Genomic DNA, 19,949 nt, shown 5'->3' on the forward strand with positions numbered 1-19,949 from the left:
ACGTGGAAGGATTTGACCGAAAACGTGAACTTGATGGCCGACAATCTGACCGGCCAGGTGCGCAACATCGCCGACGTGACGACTGCGGTCGCGCGCGGCGACCTGTCGAAAAAGATCACGGTCGACGTCAAGGGCGAGATCCTTGCGCTCAAGAACACCATCAACACCATGGTCGACCAGCTGAACGGCTTCGCCTCGGAAGTGACCCGAGTCGCCCGCGAAGTGGGCACCGAAGGGAAGCTTGGCGGACAGGCGAAGGTGCCTGGGGTCGGCGGTACATGGAAAGACCTGACCGACAACGTCAATCTGATGGCGACCAACCTGACCAACCAAGTGCGCGGAATCGCCGAGGTCGTGACCGCGGTCGCCCAGGGCAATTTGAAGCGCAAGCTGACCGTCGACGCCAAGGGCGAGATCGCCGCGCTGGCCGAAACGATCAACTTCATGATCGAGACGCTGTCGACGTTCGGCGACCAGGTCACGAACATGGCCCGCGAGGTGGGCATCGAAGGTCGCCTCGGCGGCCAGGCTCGGGTGCCGGGCGCCGCCGGCCTGTGGCGCGACCTCACCGACAACGTCAACCAGCTCGCCGCGAACCTGACCAACCAGGTGCGCTCGATTGCCGAAGTTGCAACGGCGGTGACCAAGGGCGACCTCACCCGCTCGATCGCCGTCGAAGCCTCGGGCGAGATGGCGGCGCTCAAGGACAACATCAACGAGATGATCCGCAATCTCAAGGATCAGACGCTCAAGAACGCCGAGCAGGACTGGCTCAAGACCAATCTCGCCCGCTTCAGCCGAATGCTCCAGGGCGAGCGCGACCTGGCCACCGTGTCGAACCTGATCATGTCGGAGCTCGCGCCGCTGGTGAACGCGCAATATGGCGTGTTCTACGTCTCCAATCGCGATGAGGAGGAAACCAAGCTCGAGCTCGTCGCAAGCTACGGGGCCGAGAGCGGCGACGAGCTGAAGCGGGAGTTCGGCTTGCGCGAAGGGCTGATCGGCCAGGCCGCGGCCGACAAGCGGCCGGTGCTCCTGAAGGATGTGCCGCCGGACTTCCTCCAGGTCCGCTCCGGGCTCGGCAAGGCAACGCCGGCCAACGTCAACATCCTGCCCGCTCTGTTCGAGGACGAGGTCAAGGCGGTGATCGAACTCGCTTCGTTCAGCGAGTTCAATGAGACCCACCAGAGCTTCCTCGACCAGCTGATGGAATCGGTGGGGATCGTCCTCAACACGATCGCTGCGACGATGCGCACCGAGGGGCTGTTGAAGCAGTCGCAATTGCTCACCCAGGAGCTGCAGGCGCGGCAGACCGAGCTCACCACCAAGCAGGAGGAGCTGCACGCGACCAACGAGGAGCTCCAGGAAAAGGCGCAGCTGCTCGAGAACGAGAAGAAGCAGGTCGAGGCCAAGAACCTCGAGATCGAGATGGCCCGCCGGGCCGTCGAGGAGAAAGCCGAGCAGCTCGCGCTGACCTCGAAGTACAAGTCCGAGTTCCTTGCCAACATGAGCCACGAACTGCGCACGCCGCTCAATTCGCTGCTCATCCTCTCCAAGCTCCTGGCTGACAATCCGCAGGGCAATCTCAACGAGAAGCAGACCGAATTCGCGCGCACGATCCACTCGGCCGGCTCGGACCTGTTGAACCTCATCAACGACATCCTGGATCTGTCGAAGATCGAGTCCGGCACCGTTTCGATCGACCTTGGCGACATGTCGCTGTCGGGGATGAAGCTGCACATGGAGCGAACATTTCGCCAGCTCGCCGCCGACAAGGGAATCGAATTCGACGTGCGCTTCGATCCGAAGCTGCCGGCCGAGATCCGCACCGACGAGAAGCGCCTCCAGCAGGTCGTCCTCAACCTCCTGTCCAACGCGTTCAAGTTCACGACGGAGGGTCGCGTCACGCTTTCGGTTCGCGGAGTGGACAGCGGGTGGAGCCCCAGCCACCCGGTGCTGCGCAATGTCGACCGGGCGATCGAGATTTCCGTCAGCGACACCGGCATCGGCATCCCGCCCGAAAAGCAGAAGCTGATTTTCGAGGCCTTCCAACAGGCGGACGGTACCACCAGCCGCAAATACGGAGGGACCGGCCTCGGGCTTTCCATCAGTCGAGAAATCGCACGGCTCCTCGGTGGGGAGATTCAGGTGAGCTCGAAGCCGGGCGAGGGATCCACCTTCACCTTGTTCATCCCGCTCGAAGCCGCGGCGGTCGCGGCCCCGGCGGAATTCCCGGCGACGGGACGCGAAGGCCCGGCCACGAATACCGTCAACTGGCTTCCCGCCGCGCTCGAGGTCACCGACGATCGCGACAATCTCGGCAAGAGCCCGTTTGTGCTGATCGTCGAGGACGACGTGACCTTCGCCTCCATCCTGCTCGATCTAGCCCGCGAGGCGGGGCTCAAGGGGGTTGTCTCGACGACCGGGTCGGGGACCGTGGCCTTGGCCCGCAAGCTTCAGCCCGACGCGATCACCCTCGACCTTGGCCTCGATGACATAAACGGCTTCGTGCTGCTCGATCTGCTTCAGCACGATGTCGCCACCCGGGAGATCCCGGTGCATGTGATCAGCGGCGCCGACGAGGCGTCGGACGTGACCTCGATGGGCGCGCAGGGAATAACCGAGAAGCCGGTCGACCACGACGCCCTCGCAACGCTGTTCCGGTCGATTCGCGAGGCGGCCAAGACCAACAAGCGCCGCCGCCGCCCGAAGGTTGGTGACGATGCGCCGCCTCCGCCGCGCAGCCTGCCCGAGCTCGCCGGCACCAAGATGCTGATCGTCGACGACGACATCCGCAATATCTACTCGCTGACCAGCGTCCTCGAGAGTTATTCGGTGGAAGTTCTGCACGCCGAGCGCGGCCGCGATGGAATCATCATCCTCGAGGAAACGCCGGGGGTCGACCTCGCGCTGATCGACATCATGATGCCCGAAATGGACGGCTATGAGACCATGCAGCACATTCGTTCCAACCCGGCGACCGCCGACATCCCGCTCATCGCCGTCACCGCCAAGGCGATGAAGGGCGACCGCCAGAAATGCCTCGCGGCCGGCGCTTCGGACTATATTGCCAAGCCGGTCGATATCGACCTGCTGCTGGCGCTGCTGCGAGTGTGGGTGACCAAGGCGCGCAACCGGGCGATCGATGCCATGCCGCTCACTCAGACGGCCGCCGAGTAAGCGATGACGGCAGCCCAGCCGTTTGAGCCCGTGCAGGTCGAGACCCTCAACGGTGAGGCTAGCGCGCCCGCGACCCGGGCGCGCGTGCTGGTGGTCGATGACGACGAGCGCAACGTGCTCGCCATCCGGACCGTGATCGAAGACCTTGCCGAGGTCGAGACGGCATCGTCCGGCGAGGAAGCCCTTCGCCATCTCCTGAAGGGCGAGTTCGCGGTCATCCTGCTCGACGTCTTCATGCCTGGAATGGACGGCTACGAAACCGCCCAGATCATCCGCCAGCGCGAGCAGACCAAACGCATCCCGATCGTGTTCCTGTCAGCCGTCAACAAGGAGAAGGAACATTTGATGCGCGGCTATGCGCTTGGCGCGGTCGACTATGTGTTCAAGCCAGTGGAACCGGTTGTGCTGCGGTCGAAAGTCGCCGTGTTCGTCGACCTGTATGAGATGACTCAGGAGGTCCAGCGCAAGGCGGAGCAGGAGCAACGGCTGCTCGACGAGAACCTGCGCGCCAATGCCGAACGGTTGCGCGCCGAAAAGGAGCTGCGCCGGGCCGAGCAGCGCCAGGCGGCTATCATCCAGTCGCTGCCGATCATCCTCTACCTGGAACCCCTCGACTGCGATCCGCGCTGTCCCCATTTTGTCAGCGGCGATCTCGCCGCCATCACCGGTTTCACCTTCGATCAAGTGCGCGAGAATCCGTCACTGTGGCAGGAAAGGCTTCACGAGGAGGATCGCGAGCAGGCGTTGGCGGCGTTCGCCGCTCGACGCAAGACTGGGCGCTTCTCGGTCGAGTACCGGTGGCAATGCGCGGACGGCTCCTACCGCCACTTCCACGATCAGGCCGTGCTGCTCAAGGATTCGAAGGACCGGCCGCTCGAGTTTGCCGGCACGCTGACCGACATCACCGAACGGCGGGCGCTCCAGACCCAGCTGATCCAGGCGCAGAAGATGGACGCGATCGGCAAGCTCACCGGCGGCATCGCGCACGATTTCAACAATCTTCTGGCGGCGGTGCTCGGCGGCCTCGGGTTGATCGAGCGCCGCGCCGACCTGGGCGAAGAGGAGCGCCGGATTCTGGCGATGACCAAGCGCGCCGCCGATCAGGGTTCCGAGTTGATCGGACGGCTGCTGGCCTTCGCGCGCCGCCAGCAGCTCAAGCCCGCCTGCATCGAGGTCCAGTCGCTTGCCAAGGCCGTCACCGAGCTCCTCGCCCCGATGCTCGGCGGGATGGTCACGCTGGAGTGGAAATTCGACGAGGAGCCGTGGTGCGCGTTCGCCGACCAGTCCCAGCTCGAGCTCGCGTTGATCAACCTGATCATCAACGCCCGGGACTCGTTGAAGAGGGGGGGGAACATTGTCATTTCCGTCGAGAACCGCTCGATCGGCGCTGATGACCCGGACGAACTGGAGCCCGGGGACTATCTTGTGCTCGCGGTCGTCGACAAGGGCTGCGGCATCGCCCCCGACCATATGGAAAAGGTCATGGAGCCGTTCTTCACGACCAAAGACGTCGGCAAGGGCACCGGGCTCGGGTTGAGCATGGTCTACGGCTTCGCCAAGCAATCGGACGGCGCTTTCCGGCTGCAGAGCGAGCTCGGCAAGGGCACCCGGGCTGAGATTTGGCTGCCGCGCGCCACCGCCACGGCGACTGAGGCGGCGGACGGCTGGGAAGCCGTCGAGGCCGCCCCGGCCCCGACCTCCTCCCGCCGGATCTTGCTGGTCGACGACCATGAAGAGGTGCGTGGAACCACGGCGGCGCTGCTCCAGGAGCTCGGCCACAGCGTCACCGAAGCCGCCAACGGAGCAGAGGCGATCGAGGCGCTCAAGAAGATCGGCTCCTGCGATTTGCTGATCAGCGACTATGCGATGCCCGAGTTGTCTGGCACCGACCTGCTTCGCGAGCTTCGCAAGGTACAGCGTAAGCTGCCGTGCATTATCATTACCGGCTATGCTGAGGGCGAAGCGGTCGAAGGCCGCCCGGACGATGTGATGGTCTTGTCGAAGCCATTCACTCCGGCCAAGCTGTCCGACGCCATTCTCAAGGCCTTCTAATTCAACCCATTGCGGCTCGAGAGCTCGAGCACTTCAGCAGTAACCGCTTCTATTGTCTGTTCATTTCGGCTCAGCGCCTTGCGTCGCCCATTTGCCCGACTAAAAAAGGCGCGTTGAGTGGCCGTTAACGGCATTCGGAAGGGGGTTTTTCCGATGATGAATCGCGTTCGCACCTGTTTGTGCCTGTTCCTGGGGATGACGGCATTGTCGGTTCCGGCGGCCGCCCAGCGGGTGGATCGAATCATTGCGTTCGGCGACAGCTTTGCCGATGAGGGCAACGCGTTCGAGCTCGGCCTCGTCCCCCCGCAGCTGGTTCCGCTCTATCCCACCGGCCGATTCACCGGCGGCACCAACTATATCGACACGCTGTCGCAGCTGCTCGATGCTCCGGTGTTCAACTTCGCGGTCGGCGGCGCACGCGCAAACCCGCACTTCCTGTTCGAGGTGGGGGCGTTCGCCGGCGGCGGTGGTGGCGTATTCCCGACCCTCACGCCGACATTCGACGAGGACGACCTCATCACCGTCTCGATCGGCGGGAACGACGCTCGTGCCTACGGATCAACATCCGGCGCCACGGTCGGCGGAGCCCCTGCGGCGGCGGCGCCCGCGATCGCCGCGACGGAGGCCGGCCTGAATGTCCTGGTTGGAGCTGGAGCGCCGACGATCAGCTTCCTCGCCGGTGATACCGGACGGCTCCCCGAAGTCGCGGGCGATCCAACCGCCGCGGCGCTTCGCACGGCTTATTCAACCGCGTTCAATCAAGGCGTCCAGAACGTGCTCGCCGGCTATGCGGCGAACGGCGTCATGGTCCATTATCTCGACCTGACGCTGGTGCTCAATCGGGTCCAGGCGGACCTCGCGGCCTTTGGCCTCACCGGAATCGCCTGTCCCGCTTTCGCCACCGGCAATCTGACTTGTCGCCTGACCGGCGGTGAGGGCTTCCTGTTCTACGGCGACCTTCTTCACCCCACCTCCCAGGGCTCGGCGATCATCGCTCGCTATGTGGCGACGCAGCTGCAGGCGCCGCTGACCCTCCAGGCGACGAGCGATCTCGCGCTCGACACCGCTCGCCAGTTCGGGCGGAATCTGACCGGCCGCGCCAACCTCGCGGGAATGGCCGGCGGCGACGTCGCTCCAGGCATGCAGTTGTTCGTCGTCGGGGATACATTCAGCCGGGACGTCGACGCCGACGACGCGACCGACCCGTTCGACATCGACGGCGTGGGAGTGACCGCTGGCGTATCCTTCGGCTTCGCCGGCGGAGTGGCCGGGATCGCCGCCAATTACTCGCGCCCCAAAGCCAAGTTCCTGGCCGACATCTCCGACACCAAAAGCACCAGCTGGCAGGTGGGCGCCTTCGCCGGCACTTCGATCGCCGGAATCGTCGCTCAGGGCTATGTCGGCTACGGCAAGGACGATCACGACATCGAGCGCGGGGGCGTGATCGACAATCTCGAAGCGGAAACCGACGGCAGCCACTGGCTGGCGGGCGCCAAGGCGGGCTATTTGATGCCGATGGGCGGGTTGCGCGTCGGCCCCGTGGTTGCCCTCGACTACGCCAAGGCCAAGGTCGACGGCTACACCGAAGACGGCGACGCGGCGCTCACGCTCAACGTCGACTCGATATCCGCGAAGTCACTGACCGGAAGCCTCGGCCTCGAACTTCGCGGCGACGTTGGCGTAACCGGGGTCGAGCTGCGCCCGTTCGCCGCGGCGGCACTCGAGAAAGACTTCATCGGCGACGGCCGCACGATGCACTTTTCCCAGACGTCCGCTCCGGTCATCGTCAACCGTTGGGAGCTCGAGGACCGGTCGAAAAAGGCCTATGCCCGGCTCTCGGGCGGGGGCAGCGCGGTGATCCTGAGCGGTATCACGCTCGACGCGGTCGTTTCCGGAACGCTCGGTCGCGACGATGGCGACGAGGTTTCGGCACACATCGGCCTGGGCATCGGGTTCTAGCCGCCACTAACGGCGCCAGGCGCACACCCGGGGTCTTCGGTCGCCGGTTTTTTCGCCGCCGATTGCCAATTCGCTTTCCGGGCCGTCCCGGGCGACTCGAAGACCGAATCGCCCTTACCGAGCGGCATGAAACGCGAGAGGTCCCATTCCGGGACGAATCTTTTCGGTTTTTCGTGGGTGCCCAACACTTTGACGGCGGGCGAGTGTCCGCCCAAGAAGGCCGCTATTAAACCGCTGTTAACTCCACGGTAACCCAATCGGTAAATTCACACGTAGGGCCAATCCAGCAAATAAGAATACAGCAAGGGGCTAAATACTGGGGCAGCGCCAAGAAAATCTCCAAACAAACTATAGCCCCCTTGCTCGACTTGGTGAGGCTTATTTGCGCGTGCAGGCAACTACTGAAGACGTTAACCAATATATAGCCTCGCGCTGAATTCCAAATGCTCCCTGGAGTGCGCAGCGTTTTGTCTCGCAAGCTTGCCAAATGCTTAAGTCGGTGTCTTGTGTTGAACTAGCGGGGTGCCGATTCTCGACCGTTAACCGTGCGCGTTATCGCCTTTCGGTCGAGTGGGGGGGCTCAGCCACAGCTTAAGCGCGGGCCGCAGCGGCGGACAAACAGGGGTGGGTTATGCGATACGAAGATGCTTCGGGCTCCTTCAGCAGCCAGGGCGCGGGCGCTCCCGATGCTCGTGACGATGCCGATGCACTGGCGGCTGGAAGCCGCGGTCCAGCCACCGGAAACACCATCACCGGCGAAGGAACCATCACCGGCGCCGTCGGGGCCGACGTTGTCAACAACGGGCCCGGAAAGATCGTCGGCCTCGAGGGCGCCGGCGGCAGCGACACAGGCGAAGGCGGCAGCCTTCACGTCCAAGGGCGCTTCGGCGAAATCACCATGGATAGCCGTGGCGGCTATAGCTACACCCCGCACGCCGCCAAGCCCGAGGGCGGCAGCGACGTGTTTCGCTACACTCTCGCTGACGCGGATGGAACGCGCGACACCGCGACCCTGAGGATCGATATCGGCCGCGAGATCGAGAAGATCGAGGCCAACGCGCAGCAGATCGTCCCCGGACCCGACGGAGTCGTCACTCTCCCCGAAGGCGTGCAGCTGTCCGACATTCTCGTCGTCGGCCGCAACCTCGTCATCAACCTGCCCGACGGCACTCAGATGGTGATCATCGACGGCGCTGTGTTCGTACCCCAGCTGGTGCTCGGCGGAGTGGAAGTCCCGGCGAGCAATCTCGCGGCACTGCTGATCGATGCGGAGCCGCAGCCCGCGGCCGGAACGCCGCTGAGCAGCGGCGGCAATTTCGCGATCATCGTACCACCGCTCGACCCGGGCGTTCCGCTCGGCGACCTGATCCCACCGACCCAGCTCGGCTACACCCCGCCAATCTTTGAAGACATCGGCCAGTTCAACGATGAAGAGCCGACGATCATCATTGAAACGCCCGATAACCCGGCCGGCGCGATCAATGCGATCGCGACCGTTCACGAAGCCGGGCTTCCCGTCCGCGGAACCGAACCTCCCGGCTCGAACAGCGCTGCGACCAGCGAATTCACATCAGGCGTGATCGTGTTCGAAGCGCGTGATGGTGTCCGCAGCCTCACGATCAATGGCGTGGAAGTGGTGGTCGGCGCAGTGATCAACGGCGCCCACGGCACCATGACGATCACGAGTGTCGCCCCCGGTGAGATCGGCTTCAACTATTTGTTGCTCGACAATACCAGCGGCGACGCCACGACCGACAATTTCTCCATGGTGGTCACCGACCGCGACGGCGACCAGGCATCCGCCACACTGACGGTCAACATCATCGACGACGTTCCGATGGCTCGCAACGACACCGACGCGGTGCTGCAGGGCCAGTCGACGACGACCGGCAACGTGATGACCGGCATTGGGACGACCAACTCACCGGCGGGCATCGATACGGTCGGGGCCGACGATGCGCGGGTGTCGGCGGTCAGCGGTGCCGGCGGCTCGGATTCGAGCTTCGACGAGGCGGGCAATCTCGTCGTCACGGGCTCGCTTGGAACGCTGACGATCAATGCGGCCGGCGGCTACACCTATGTCGCCAATCCGGATTCGCCGGGCGGCAGCGACGTCTTCACCTATACCCTGCGGGACGGCGACGGCGACCAGAGCAACGCGACCCTGACGATAACGGTCCCGGCCGATCTGCGCCCGACTCTCGATCTTCCGGCGGCGGGCCAGGCGGGCACGGTCGTTGACGAGGCAGGTCTTCCGCCGCGCGGCGGCGAGCCTGCGGGCTCGGGCGAGGCGGCCGATGGCCTTCCCCACAACGGCAGCGATGACAGCGAGACGACCAGCGGCACGATCCGGTTCACCCCGGGCGATGCACCGGCGGTCGTCAGGATCGATGGAATCATCGTCACCGGCACGGTCGGGCAGACCTTCCTCGGCGATCACGGCGTCCTCACCATCACCGGCTACAATGCCGCCACCGGGACCATCACCTACAGCTACACGCTCACTGACAACACCAGCGGCGACAACACGGAAGACAGCTTCGCCGTCTCGGTCACGGACGCCGATGGCGACGTCGCCTCGGGCAACCTGGTCATCGACATCATCGACGACGTTCCGACGGCTCGGCCGGATACCGACACCATCGCGGCCGGCCAATACGGGCCGGCGACCGGCAACGTCATTACCGACGCCGCTCCCGGCGACGCCGGAGACGCCGACAACGGCGCGGATACGGTTGGCGCCGACAACGCGGTCGTGACGTCGGTCGACAACACCGCCAACGCGACGCCGGCGCAGGCCGTGCCCGCCGGTGGGTTCGTCAGCGTCGCCGGCCAGTACGGCACGCTGACCATCTTCGCGAACGGCGACTACAGCTACACGCGCAACGAGGGCACGCCGGGCGGTGTGACCGAGACGTTTAGCTATACGATCACGGACGGCGACGGCGATCCGTCGACCTCGACCCTGACCATCACCATCGAAGACCGGACGGTGGTGATCGGCCAAAACGCGGTCGTTCGAACCGACGACGACGCGGTCCCAGGTGAAGGCGGCAACCCGGGCGGCCCCGAGGATGATGTCGATGCCGCAAATCTCACCGGCACGCTCAGCGGCAGCGGCGGCGATGGCCCGCTGGCGTTCGACCTGCTGACCACGGGTGCGCCTCCGGGCTTCACCTACGTCGATGGGCCGAACGGCTCGATCCTGGTCCAGCAGGTCCAGCACGGCTCGACCGTCACCGTGCTGACAATCACGGTCGACGCAGCGACTGGCGCGTACACCGTCACTCAAAACGCCGCGATCCTGCATCCGACGCTCAACGGGCAGCCCGGCGACGACACCGAAAACAATGTTGCGTTCACCATCAACTACACCGTCAGGGACGTCGACGGCGACACAGCGGCCGGAACGCTGGTCATCGACGTCGACGACGACACGCCCCAGGTCGTTGCTGAGGCGCGGCTTACGGGCGTCGTCGACGAGGACGGCCTTGGCGACGGCAACCCAGGTGGCGTCAACGACGCTCCCGGCGCGAATGTCGTTGCATCGGGCAACGTGGCAGCTCTGTTCAGCCCCGGAGCCGACCAGCCGGTGACCTACAGCCTGCTCACCAACACCTCCGGACTGCCGACTCTGACCTCCAATGGCGTTGCCGTCACCTACTCGGTGAGCGGCAACACGCTGACCGCGTCGGCTGGCGGCAACGTGGTGTTCACGTTCACCGTGAACGCGACGACCGGCGACTACACCTTCACGCTTCGCGACCAGCTCGACCATCCGAGCCTGGACGGGATGACCGGCGACAACACCGAGAATCCCGAGGGCACCGACATCGAGATCGCGCTTGGCTCGATCATCCGCGCGACCGACGCCGACGGCGATTCCGTCACGGCTCCCGCCGGCGGCCTGGTCATCACCGTCGACGACGACTCGCCGGAAGAGTTCGCGGAATGCCCGGACGACACCATCGCGGTGAACAACCCGGGATCGACCTTCACCGGCGATCTCAATCTTCCGTCTGTGGGCGCGGACGGACCCGGCACCGTCAGCTTCGTCGTCGAGAACGGCACTCCGGTCACGGACAGCGACGGCAATCCGGTCAGCTCGAACGGGCAGCCGCTGTACTACACGATCAACGCCGGCAATCCCTCGATCCTGGAAGCGCGCACCGATGCCGATCCGGGTGAAGGCGAGCTCATCTTCACGCTGACTCTCAACAGCAACGGCACCTACACCTACAACCAGGTCGGCGAGATCACGTCGGTGACGGAGATCAGCATCGCCAACCTGTCCAGCGTCGGCGGCGGCAACGTCGAGGCACGGGGCATCAACGTTCCGGATTCGCCTTACGACCTGATCCTCACCACCCAGCCTGGCAACACCGTCAACACCAACGCGACCGAGATGGGCGTCGGCACGGGCCAGAGCTTCCAGGCCGGCGAGATCCTGCGCATCGATCTTGTCCAGAACGTCTTTGTCAGCGGCACCGGCGGCAGCGAGGTCCTGAACTTCGGCGAATATTACACCGCGAACAGCTATCGCCAGGACGTCAGCGGCCTCGGCGGACCGCAGCGTGCGGACTTCATCGTCCGCGCAATCGTCGTCAACGAAGCCCCCGGAAGCGACCCCTCCGCCCCAGCCGACGGCGACAACGTCTTCTTCGGTGACACCAACGACACCGTCGTCGCCGTGACTTCGCTCAATATCTACAATGCGGCCGGCACTCTTGTCGCTCCTTCGGCCTATGCCGGGCTCGGAATCACAGTGACGCCGGCCATCGGCGGCGGTTGGCAGATCACTGGCCTGCCGAACGACTATGATTTCGAAATCGTCTCGAGCACGGCGTTCAATGCCGTCCAGGTCGAGGCCACCGCCGGCACCGACACCTTCAAGCTCGGCTTCATCGACATCACGTCGACGGTCGAGTCGTCGGTCAATCTGTCGGTCGACATCGCGCTCACCGACGCCGACGGCGATTCGGTCGTCTGCGACATCGACGTCATCCTCGGTCCCCCGAGCAACACTCCGAGCGTAACCGTCCTCGTCAACGAGGCCGCGCTGAACGACGTCGGCAGTAATCCTGGCAGCACCGATGAAACGCAGTCCGGGGGTCTGGCCGATCACGTTACCGGCGGCACGCCGCCCTACACCTTCGAGCTCGTCGGAAGCGGCGACGGGACCTACGGCACGCTCACCCTCAATTCGGACGGCACCTACACCTATACGCTGGACACGCCGTTCGACAGCCAGCCGGACGCCAATGACGGCACCAATGTCAGGTCCGGCGCGGAGAGCTTCACCTATCGCGCGACCGACGACAACGGCGTCGTCAGCACCGGCACGATCACGATCAACATCGTCGACGATGTTCCCTCGATCGACGTCACCGCCGGCTCCGATGCAAGCGTCGTTGTGGAGACCCAGGACGCCGACACGATCGGCAACGCGTCCGACACGGCAAGCTCGACCGCGAACTTCAGCGGCGCGTTCGGCCTGACCTTCGTGGCCGGGGCCGACGGAGCGGCCGCGACTCCCGTCCTTGGCTATACGCTCGGAGTGTCCACGCCAGGCGTGGACTCCGGCCTCGACCAGGGCGGAGCAAATATTTATCTGCACCTGATCGGCGGCAAGGTCGTCGGCTCGACCTCGAGCACCCTCGACGGAGTCACCCTGGCGAACACGGTGTTCGACGTCTCGGTGAGCTCCTCGGGAGCCGTCACCCTGACGCAGTACAGCCAGATCGACCATCCGGTCGGCGGCGACCCGACCGCAACCGCGGCGCCGTTCGCCGATCACTTCGTCAGCATGGCCGACGGCCTGGTGACCCTGACGGCGAGCTCGACGATCACCGACAACGACGGCGATCGCGCGACCGACAGCGAGACCCTCAACATCGGTGGGAACCTCCGGTTCGCCGATGATGGCCCGACGATCAACGTCACGCAGACCGGCGAGGGCAATGTCGTCCTGACCACCCAGGATGCGCAGACGATTGGCGGCGCCAGCGATGCCGACGTATCCACCGCCGGTTTCGGCGGAGTGTTCGGCGTTGCGTCTTCCGGCGGAGCCGACGGCACGGCGAGCGTCAACACGGCTTATTCGCTGACGGTCACAAACAGCATTTCCGGGCTGACCAGCCAGGGCGCCGCAATCAACCTCTACAACGTCGGCGGCACGATCGTCGGCTCGACCTCCGGCACCTTGGCTGGGGTCAACGCCGGCAACACCATCTTCACGGTGGGCGTGAGCGCGACCGGAGTCGTCACCCTGACGCAGCATCAGCAGGTCGATCATGCAGTCGAGGGCACCACCACGGCGCCGTTCGACGATCAATTCACCGTGCTCGCCAACGGCAAGATCACGCTGACTGCCACCTCGACGATTACCGACAATGATGGCGACACGGCCGCCGACAGCGAAGTGGTCGACCTGGGCGGCAACATCCGCTTCGCCGATGACGGACCGGACATCAGTGTCACCCTCGCCGGCACGCAGATTCGCATCGATGAGACCGACGGCGTCGTTGCCGCGGGCGGCGAAGTCGATCCGCTCGGCGGGAACCTAGGCACGGTCACTGTTCCTGCGGCGACCCTGTTCACGGTCAACAACCTGCACACCAGCGCCGACGCGCCGACCACCTACAGCTATGCTCTGACGCTGAGCTCGCAAGGTGTGAATTCGGGTCTGCTGCTGTCGACGACCAACGCGCCGATCTTCCTCTACAACATCGACGGCACGGTGGTCGGGTCGACTTCGGCCACTGAGGCGGGCGTCAACACGGGCAATACCGCGTTCACGGCGAGCATCAACGCGAGCACGGGGGCGGTAACCCTCACGCAGTTCTTCGCCGTCGAGCACGGCAATACGGCGTCGCTCGACGAGGACAGTTCGGCCTTGGCGGCCGGCGTTCTCAACGTCACCGTGACCGCGACCGATTTCGACGGCGACACCGACACGGCCAGCGCCGATCTCGGCAGCGTCATCCGCTTTGAGGACGACGGGCCCAGCATTGACGTCACCGGGGGCGCTGACGCTGGCGTCATCTTGCAGACGCAGGATGCCGACACCCTCGGCACCGCGACCGACACGGCGAGCTCAAGCGCGAACTTCGGCGGCGTTTTCGGCCTGACCTTCAACGGCGGATCCGACGGGGCCGCGTCGACTCCAGCTCTGAGCTACACGCTCGGCGTATCTGCGCCAGGCGTGAATTCCGGGCTTGACCAGGGCGGTGCAGACATCTTCCTGTACCTGATTGGCGGCAAGGTCGTCGGCTCGACTTCAAACACCTCGGGCGGAGTCAATGTCGGCAACACTGTGTTCGACGTCTCGGTCAGCGCCACCGGTGTGGTCACTCTGACGCAGTACAGTCAGATCGATCACCCGATCGGCGGTGATCCGACGCCGTCCGCGACTCCGTTCGCGGATCACATCATCAGCATGACCGATAGCCTGGTGACTCTGACCGCGTCGTCGTCGATCACTGACAATGACGGGGACACGGTAAACGACAGCGCGACGATCAGCATCGGCAGTAACCTGCAGTTCGCCGACCATGGTCCAGTGGCCACCAACGACGTGGACAGCATTGTCGGCGGAAATGGGCCGGCGACTGGCAACGTCATCACCGGCGTCGACTTTGTCGGCGGCGATGCCAACGGCGCTGATGGGAATGCGGATTCGGTCGGCGCGGATACGCCCGGCACGATAACCAGGGTCCAGAGCGTGAACGTGTCTGCCAATGTCGACACGACCTATGACAGCTCGGGCAACCTCGTGCTCAACGGCCAATATGGCACGCTGACGATCAACGCCAACGGCAATTACAGCTACCTTCGCACGGACGGCTCCGCCGGCGGTGTCAGCGATGTCTTCACCTATACGTTGACTGACCGCGACGGCGATACCGCGACTGCTACGCTCACGATTGGGATCGCCGACAGTTTCCCGACTGCGGGGAACGTCAACGTTCAGCTAGACGACGACGCGCTGATCGGCGGCAACGCAGGCGGCCCCGATGATGATGATCCGAATTCCGTCAACGCGTCCGGCACCCTGCCGGGTTCGGGCGGCGATGGCACGCTAACTTTCTCGGTGCAGACGACCGGTGCGCCGACTAGCTTCACCTACGAATCTGGGGGAGCGGGCGTCGTGCTCGTCAAGCAGGGCGGAACGACGGTGCTGACCGTCACCGTGAATGCAAACGGCACCTACAGCGTGGTTCAGAACGCGCCTATCATGCATGCTGCCTTGAATGGGACGGCGGGCGACAACAGCGAGAACAATGTCCAGCTCACCATCAATTACACGGTGACCGATGCCGACGGCGATCCAGCCTCCGGCACGATCAGCATCGACATCGACGACGATACGCCGACAATCTCGGCCGCGAGCACGAACCAGCCGACGCTGACCGTCGACGAAACCGATTTGACGATCGATGATACGAAGAGCTTCGCGAGCGTGTTCACGACATCCTTTGGCGCCGATGGCGCAGCGGCGGCCAACGCGACCGTCTACACACTCGGCGTCAACGCCGGAGCGAGCGGGATCGTCGACACGGGCACCAATGAAGCCGTCGTTCTGACGGTCAACGGCAGCGGCCAGGTCGAAGGGCGCACCGCGACCAGCAACCTGCTGGTGTTCGTGCTCAGCGTCGACGGATCGGGGAATGTCACGCTCGATCAACAGCGGGCCGTGGTCCATAACGACCCGAGCGATCATGATGAGCCGGGTGCTAGCGCGGTTACTCTCGCGGCCGACAATCTGATCACACTGACCAGGACGATCACCGACAGCGACGGCGACAGCGCCAGCGCTACGGCCAATATCGGCCAGAACCTGCAGTTCGAGGACGACGGACCGTCCGCGGCCGTGGCCACGACCGGCTTCTCGATCAGCCATGACGAGACTCCGGGCGTGCAGACCGATGCCAACGACGTTGCGGATCCGCTCACGGTGTTCACCACCGTCACAAATCCCGGCGAGGATCCGCATGTCGCGGGCACCGGCCCGATCGGTTACGCGGTGGGCGCCGGGGCGATCGGCGCGTCCGGGTCAGCCTATGGAGCCGATGGCGCTGGCACGACGGCGTTCAGCCTCGATGTCTCGTCGGCGGGGGTCGACTCCGGCCTCGACACGACCGAGGGCCTAGACATCTTCCTGTTCAAGGAAGGCGATCTGATCGTCGGGCGGGTCGGCAATGCATCCGGTCCGGCTGCGTTCGCGCTGGCGATCGACGCGGCTACCGGCCAGGTGTCGATGGTCCAGTATCTGTCGATCAAGCATCCGAGCACGGCAAGCCCCGATGAGTCGGTGACCATCGCGTCGGGCGCGCTGCTTGCGGTGACTACAGTCACCGACAGGGACGGCGACGTCAGCACGGCATCGACCGGCATCGGCAATCTGGTTAGCTTCCAGGATGACGGTCCAACGCTCGGCACGGTGCAGAACCAGCAGACCGACAACAATCCGGCGACGGATCCGGCGGTTGGAACGCTGCACTTCACGCCGGGTGCGGATGGCCCCGGATCGACGATGACGATCACCGCGAATGTGACCGGCCTCACGTCGGGCGGGTTCAACCTGGTGACGGTCCAGTCAGGGAATGTCCTGACGGCCTATCAGGATGTCGGTCCCGCAGGGTACGACACGGGTGACACGACTGCCGTGTTCACGATCACCGTTGATCCGAGCGCGGGAACTTCGGGCCAATATGTGTTCGATCTGATTACGCCGCTCGATCCGACGGTGAGCAACACTCCGATCGGTGGTGCCTCCTCGTTTGGCGCTGGCCCGACTGGATATCAGGTTCTGACGAGTGCAACAGGCCAGGAACTGACCGTCGTGTCTGGCTTTAATGCCGGTGTCGGATTCAGCCTGGCTGCTTGGCAGAGTGGGGCACCGGCCACCGGCCTGACCACGGCAGGGGTCAACGGCTCGACCGCGGGCTGGGGCGTCGCCAACAACAACTTCGATTCGGGCGAATTCTTCAACTGGGACTTCGGCAACCAGCCGTTCGATGATCCGGACGGCCCGACGGGGTCTTTCGCACCACCGAACTACGGTCCGGACGATCCGGCCCCGCCCAATCCGGACGTCCAGCTGCCGGACATCAGTTTCGCTACGTTCGATTTCATCGGATACGCGGCGGCTGACGACATCTACTATGTCGTGCGCTTCACGGACGGCTCCTTTGCCAGTGGCCAAATCCCCGATGCCAACCTCGGCTCGGGCCCGGACTGGACATACACGGCGCCCGCCGGGAAGTTCATTGCCGACATCGAAATGTATTCGCCGAACGCCGCTCCAGGTAAGGTGGATCTCGTCTCGGTCGGCGTTCAGCAGACGTCGATCAACGTGACGATCCCCGCCACCGTGACATTGACGGACGGCGACGGCGATCCAACGGGGGTCGGCAACTTCACGATCCAGGTGCAATCAGGGGCGACACCGTCCACGCCAGCCGCGGCCGCGACGCTGATGGTCAGCAAGGAGTATCTCGGAGACACGTCATCGCTCTCGCTGATGTCGTCGGACAGCACGGACAACCAGCGCACGATGAGCGCCGCCAACAACAACAGCGTGCTGTTGGGCGCGATCGCGGCGGCGGGCCTGGGTACGAGCTCGGCGGCTGCGGCCAACGGCTTCTCCGTCCGCGGCGACGATACGATGCCTAGCACGATGTCGTTCGGCTCCGACGGCGGCTCGCAGGGCGTCCTGGATGACAGCGCCGACACGGCTCGACGCGCGCTCGACGGCGAGACTCAGGAGAACGTCGGGGGCACCGATGAACATGCCGGTGCGTCGTCCGGTCAGCGCGCAATTGTCGACAAGCTTTCGCTGACCGACGGCGGCGGCGACCAGGAGCAAGCGCCGACGCCGCTCCTCGGGGCCACCGAGCTGCAGCAGTCCGATCCGGCGCAGTCGACCCTGACCAGCGCTGCGGTCGGCATGCCGGCCGCGGAAATGCTTATTCCGAAGCCGGAAGAGCTCGCGGTCGAGGGACAGGGACGGGGCACCGCGGAGGTCGGCCGGGTGCTGATCGACGCGCTCGCGGGGGGCGACAGCGGCCCGAATATCGATACGATCATCGATGCCGTGGCCAATCATGGCGATGGCGCTGGAGCGGCGGCGCTGCAATCGCTGGCAACTTACAGCGCAGTCGGCGTGTCAGCGTGGCACACAGCCGGTTTTGCCGGCTTCCCAGGCGCATCAGCATCCACGATAGAGCCCATGCTCCATCAAGATGCAGTTCAGGCGGCTTGATTTAGATGGGTTTCGACTGGTGGACGGTGGGGACCCAAGTTTGAAGACCAGAAGGGGGAATTATGAAAGGGAAGCACTGGACGATGATCGTCCCCGGGGCGGTGCTGCTTTGCACTTCGCCGGCCTACGCCGTCGAACTGCGCGATGCAGTTCAGGCCGCTCTCAGCACCAACCCGGAGATCCGCCAGGCGGTCGCCAACCGGGAAGCCACTCGCGAAGAGCGCGTCCAGGCCCAGGGCCGGTGGTATCCGCGGGTGTCCGTCGAGGGCTCCGCCGGAGTCCGCAATCTGCGCAACCCGACGCGGCGCAGCATCGGCATCGCCGACGAGACTCTGTGGCCGATCGAAGGCGAGCTGATCCTCGACCAGCTGCTGTTCGACAGCGGCGGTCGTGAGGCCGAAATCCGCCGTCAGGCGGCCCGCACCGACGCGGCCGCGGCCCGTATCGAGGAGCGCTCGGAGTTCGTCGCTCTCAACGTTGCTCGCACCTACATCGATTACCTTCTCCAGCAGCGGCTGGTGGCGATCGCCGAGGACAATGCGACCTTTCACGAGCGGCTGGCCGGCGACCTGCGCGAAGGTGTCTCCAAGGGCTCCATCAGCATCGCCGATCAGCAGCAGGCCGAGGAGCGGCTGCAATCGGCTCGTGCCCGAGTGACCGAGGCCCGCGAGGACCTCGAGAACGCCGGAATCACCTTCCGAACGCTGACCGGCATTCCGGTTGACAGCGTGTCGATGCCGCCGGACCTGTCGCAATGCCAGCCGGCGACGCTCGAGGAGGCCGAAGCTCTTGCGCGTCAGCAGAACCCGCGCGTCCAGGAAGCGATGGCCGACCTTGCCACCGCACGCGAAGATATTCGCGCTGCGCGCGCCGAGATCGGTCCCCGGGTGAATCTCGAGGGCCGGGCCCGCGCCGGGCACGACATCGACGGCTTCTCCGGCCGGACAACCGACCTGCTCGGCAACGTCGTCCTTCGCTGGGACCTGTTCAATGGCGGCATCCGGGAAGCCAACGTCCGCGAACAGCGCAACCGCGCCGATGAAGTGCACGGCCGGCTGTTCGAACGGACCCGCCGCGCCGAGGAGGATGTGCGCACGGCCTGGAGCCGTTTCCAGAACCAAAACCGCCTGGTGAGCGAGCTCGAGACCCAGCAGCGCATCTCCGACGACCTGCTGCTGTCTTACCGCGAGCAGTTCAACATCGGCCGCCGCTCGTTGCTCGACGTGCTGGATGCCCAGAACACGCGCAACAATGTGCAGGCCCAGACCGAGACCGCCCGGCTGTCCAAGCTGTATGCGCAGTACCGCGTGCTGGCATCGGCCAACCGGCTGATCGAGTGCCTCGGCGTTTCGATGCCAACGGCCGCCTATAGCGATGAACGGACGCGCTTCCGCGTCAACCCCATCCCGCCCGCGGACCTGAACGAGAACAGCTATCCGCTGCCTCGCATGGGACCCCCGGCGCCGGCTGGCGGTAGTCGATAGGCTCGGGG

5 protein-coding genes are annotated in these 19,949 nt (G+C 64.8%); all 5 read left to right on the plus strand.

Annotated features, from left to right (window positions below):
* A partial coding sequence (locus H0T81_RS08740) for a response regulator (protein ID WP_294011879.1) occupies positions 1 to 3,180 on the plus strand: 3,180 nt, incomplete at its 5' end.
* 3 nt (positions 3,181 to 3,183) lie between these two features.
* Complete coding sequence (locus tag H0T81_RS08745) at positions 3,184 to 5,232, plus strand: response regulator (protein WP_294011880.1); 2,049 nt, start codon at positions 3,184 to 3,186, stop codon at positions 5,230 to 5,232.
* Positions 5,233 to 5,385: 153 nt separating this feature from the next.
* The gene (locus H0T81_RS08750; RefSeq protein WP_294011882.1) at positions 5,386 to 7,191 is read left to right on the plus strand and encodes an autotransporter domain-containing protein; all 1,806 of its coding nucleotides are present in this window, start codon (positions 5,386 to 5,388) and stop codon (positions 7,189 to 7,191) included.
* A 631-nt stretch (positions 7,192 to 7,822) separates the two neighbouring features.
* A complete protein-coding gene (locus tag H0T81_RS08755) occupies positions 7,823 to 18,457 on the plus strand; it encodes a DUF5801 repeats-in-toxin domain-containing protein (protein WP_294011884.1) in 10,635 nt (3,544 codons plus the stop codon).
* A gap of 62 nt (positions 18,458 to 18,519) precedes the next feature.
* The gene (locus H0T81_RS08760) at positions 18,520 to 19,941 is read left to right on the plus strand and encodes a TolC family protein (RefSeq protein ID WP_294011886.1); all 1,422 of its coding nucleotides are present in this window, start codon (positions 18,520 to 18,522) and stop codon (positions 19,939 to 19,941) included.
* Positions 19,942 to 19,949 lie beyond the last annotated feature (8 nt).

It is taken from the genome of Sphingomonas sp. (assembly GCF_013812825.1).
Taxonomy (GTDB): domain Bacteria; phylum Pseudomonadota; class Alphaproteobacteria; order Sphingomonadales; family Sphingomonadaceae; genus Sphingomicrobium.